At 73.2% G+C, this 4,396-nt stretch carries 1 protein-coding gene; it reads left to right on the top strand.

The genetic code is table 11. From position 1 onward, the window contains the following. The coding region (locus ACFVW8_RS38525) for a type I polyketide synthase (protein ID WP_389698612.1) at nucleotides 1–4,396 on the top strand (4,396 nt) is incomplete at both ends.

Below are 4,396 nucleotides of genomic sequence, written 5' to 3'. Positions count from 1 at the left end.
GAGACGAAGGAACCCCACAACGACTCCTCACCTCACTCGCAGAAGCCTGGACCACCGGCATCCCCGTCGACTGGTCCCGCCTCACACCAACCACCCACACCACCGAACTCCCCACCTACGCCTTCCAACACCACCGCTACTGGCTCGACGCCACCGCCGGCAAGGGCGCCGATGTCGCGGCGGCCGGGCTGGGGGCCGCCGGACACGGGCTGCTCGGGGCGTCCGTAGCCCTCGCGGGCAGCGGCGGCACCGTCCTGACGGGCAGGCTCTCCCTCGCCACGCACCCATGGCTCGCCGATCACGCCGTGCGTGGTGTCGTCCTCGCACCGGGCACCGGCCTGGTCGAACTCGCCGTCCGCGCGGCCGACGAGGTCGGCTGCGGACGCGTGGAGGAACTCACGCTCCAGGCGCCGCTTGTCCTGCCGCCCGAGGGTGCGGTGCAGGTCCAGGTCGTCGTCGGCGCCGCCGACAATGCCGAGGGGCGCAGCCTGGACATCCACTCACGGCCGGAGGAACCCGGCGTGGACGGGCCGTGGACGCTGCACGGGACAGGCACGGTAGCGCAGGGCACCCAAGAACCGACCGGCAGCCGGTACGACTTCGCCGTGTGGCCGCCGCGGGGCGCCGAAGCACTCGACACCGACGGCTTCTACGAGACGATGGCCGGTCGCGGCTATGAGTACGGCCCCGCCTTCCAGGGCCTGCGCAGCGTCTGGCGCCGTGGGGACGAGGTGTTCGCCGAGGTCGCCCTGCCCGAGGAAATCGCCGGATCTGCCGCGGAGTTCGGGCTCCACCCGGCACTGCTCGACGCGGGGCTCCAGTCCGGGCTGCTCACGCTCTTCGCTCCCGCGGGCGACGGCGCCTCCGGGAACCGGCTGCCGTTCTCGTGGCGCGGGGTCACCCTGCACGCCGCGGGCGCGACCACCCTGCGCGTGCGCATGGCGCCGGTGGCCGATGATCCGACGACGGTGACTCTGGACGTGGCGGACGCATCCGGTGCGCCGGTGGCCTCGGTGGACGTCCTTGCGACACGTGAGGTGTCCGAGGCGCAGCTCGCAGCCGCGGCTCCGGGGGGCGACGCGTCGCTGTTCCGGGTGGAGTGGGTTTCCGCGGCCGGTGACGGCTCGGTCGAGGCCGTGTCCTGGGCGGCGCTGGGGAGCTCGTCTCCGGTTGACGGCGGTCTCGCGTTCGCGGATGTGGATGCGCTGGTCGCGTCGTCGGACGGGCTTCCCGACACGGTGGTGCTGGAGTGCCCGTCGGACGAGGGCCCGGGCGCGGTGCCGGAGCTCGTACGGGCGCGGCTCGCCGAGGTGCTGGGTGTGGTCCGGCGCTGGGTCTCGGACGAGCGGCTGGCATCCTCACGGCTCGTCGTGGTGACGCGGGGCGCGGTGGGTGTCTCCGCCGGTGAGGCCGTGGATGTGCGGGTGGCTCCCGTGTGGGGTCTGGTACGTGCGGCCCAGGCCGAGCACCCGGACCGCTTCGTGCTGGGGGATCTGCCGGTGGGTGGTGGCGTGGAGGAGCTGGCCGCCGGGCTGGCCTCGGGCGAGCCGCAGTGGGCCGTTCGGGGAGGAGCCGTGCGCGTCCCCCGTCTGGCGCGGGCACAGGCTCCGGACGGTACGGCCCCGGGCGGTAAGGCTCCGGCCTTCGGGGAGGGTCCGGTGCTCGTCACCGGCGCCTCCGGGGTGCTCGGCGGTGTCGTCGCCCGGCACCTGGTCTCGGCGCACGGCGTACGGGACTTGCTGCTCGTCAGCCGGCGTGGTCCGACGGCCGATGGCACGGACCGGCTGGAGGCGGAGCTGGTCGCACTCGGCGCGACCGTCGAGAGCGTCGCGTGCGACGTGGCCGACCGCGCGGCCCTGGCCCGCGTGCTCACCGGCCGTCGGCTGACCGGTGTGGTGCACGCGGCCGGAGTGCTGGACGACGGCGTGCTGGAATCCCTGGACGAGGAGCGGTTCGACACCGTGCTGCGGCCCAAGGTCGACGCCGCCTGGAATCTGCACGAACTGACCCGCGACCACGAACTGTCGGCGTTCGTGCTGTTCTCCGCCGGCGCCGGCACCCTCGGCAACGCCGGGCAGGCCAACTACGCGGCCGCCAACGTCTTCCTCGACGCCCTGGCCCAGACCCGCCGCGCCGAGGGCCTGCCCGGTCTGTCGCTCGCATGGGGCCTGTGGGCCGAGACCAGTGCGTTGACCGGCCGGCTCGGCGAGACCGAACTGAACCGGCTCGCCCGGCTCGGCGTCGCCGCGATGGAGACCGGACAGGCCCTCGCCCTCCTCGACGCGGCCACCCGCACCGATGAGCCGTACCTGCTCCCGGTACGCCTGGACCTGGCGGCCCTGCGACGGCGTGCGGCGGCCTCCGAGGTGCCGGCGCTGCTGAGCGCCCTGGTCCCGCGGCGCGTACGCCGACAGGCGGCCGGTGCGGGTGCCGGTACCGCCTCGGCCGACGGCGGCGGCCTCGGCGGGCGGCTCGCCGCACTGCCTGCGGACCGGCGTGAGGAGTTCCTGCTCGACGTGGTCCGCGGTGAGGTCGCGGCCGTTCTCGGCCACGCTTCCCCCGACGCGGTCGAACCCGAACGTGCTTTCAAGGACCTCGGCTTCGACTCCCTCACCGCCGTCGAACTACGCAACAGGCTCGGCGCCGCCACCGGGCTGCGCCTGCCGGCGACCCTCGTCTTCGACCACCCGAACGCCGATGCCGTCGTCCGTCTGCTCAGGTCCGAACTCGGCGACGTCACTTCGGCCACCGCCGCTCGGGCCACCCGCCCGAGCACCCCCGCGGCCGCCGACGAGCCCATGGCGATCATCGGCATGAGCTGCCGTCTCCCCGGAGACGTGGCGTCGCCGGAGGACCTTTGGCGGCTGGTCGCCGAGGGCCGCGACGCTATCGACGTCATGCCCGACGACCGCGGCTGGAACGTCGACGCCCTCTACGACCCGACCCCGGGCGTGCCCGGACGGATCTACTCCCGTGAGGGCGGGTTCCTGCACCGCGCCGCCGACTTCGACCCGGCGTTCTTCGGGATCTCACCGCGCGAGGCACTGGCCATGGACCCCCAGCAGAGACTGCTGCTGGAGACGTCGTGGGAAACGTTCGAACGGGCCGGCATCGACCCCGCCACCCTGCGCGGCAGCCGCACCGGCGTCTTCGCCGGCATCATGTACCACGACTACGGCTCCCGGCTCGGCGCGGGCACCGTGCCCGAGGACGTCGAGGGGTACGTCGGCAACGGCAGCGCGGGCAGCATCGCGACCGGCCGCATCGCCTACACCTTCGGCCTGGAGGGCCCGGCGGTCACCGTCGACACCGCTTGCTCGTCGTCCCTCGTGGCGATGCACCTCGCCATGCAGGCGATCCGGCAGGGCGAGTGCTCGCTCGCGCTGGTCGGCGGTGTCACCGTCATGTCGTCGATCGAGATGTTCCTCGACTTCAGCCGTCAGCGCGCCGTCTCACCCGACGCCCGCTGCAAGGCGTTCGGTGCGGGTGCGGACGGCGCCGGCTTCAGCGAGGGCGTCGGCATGCTCCTCGTGGAACGCCTGTCCGACGCCGAACGTCTGGGCCACCCGGTCCTTGCGGTCGTCCGGGGCAGCGCCGTCAACCAGGACGGCGCGTCCAACGGCCTCACCGCACCCAACGGCCCCTCGCAACAACGCGTCATCCGCCAGGCGCTCACCGCCGCGGGGCTGGAGCCCGGGCAGATCGACGCGGTGGAGGGACACGGCACGGGCACGACTCTCGGTGACCCCATCGAGGCACAGGCCCTGCTGGCCACCTACGGGCAGGGGCGCCCCGATGAACGGCCTCTCTGGCTGGGGTCGTTGAAGTCCAACATCGGACACGCCCAGGCCGCCGCCGGTGTGAGCGGCGTCATCAAGATGGTGATGGCGCTGCGCGAGGGCATCCTGCCCCGGACCCTGCACGCAGAGGAACCGTCCCCGCACATCGACTGGTCGGCGGGGAACGTGCGGTTGCTCTCCGAGCACCGCGAGTGGCCCCAGACCGGGCAGCCCCGCCGCGTCGGCGTCTCCAGCTTCGGCGCCAGCGGCACCAACGCGCATGTGATCATCGAGCAGGCTCCGGTGCGTCTCGACGAGGACGCGGCGCAGGAGCGTTCCTCGTTGCCGGTTGTGCCGTGGCTGATCAGCGCCAAGTCGGAGACGGCACTGCGGGCACAGGCGGAACGGCTGCGCTCCTACGTCACCGAGCGGCCCGAACTCCGGGCCGAGGACGTGGCGTTCTCCCTGGCAACCACACGCGGAACACTGGAGTACAGGGCCGTGGTGGCCGGTGCCGACCTGGCCGAATGCGCCGAGAACCTGGCCTCCCTGACACCACCGGTCTCCACCGTGGCCGGCCGCAACGCCTTCCTGTTCACGGGTCAGGGAGCTCAGCG

It is taken from the genome of Streptomyces sp. NPDC058221 (genome assembly GCF_042882365.1).
Classification (GTDB): domain Bacteria; phylum Actinomycetota; class Actinomycetes; order Streptomycetales; family Streptomycetaceae; genus Streptomyces.
Note: the sequence above shows the minus strand (reverse complement) of the source record. Positions and strands in the feature narration are given on the sequence as shown.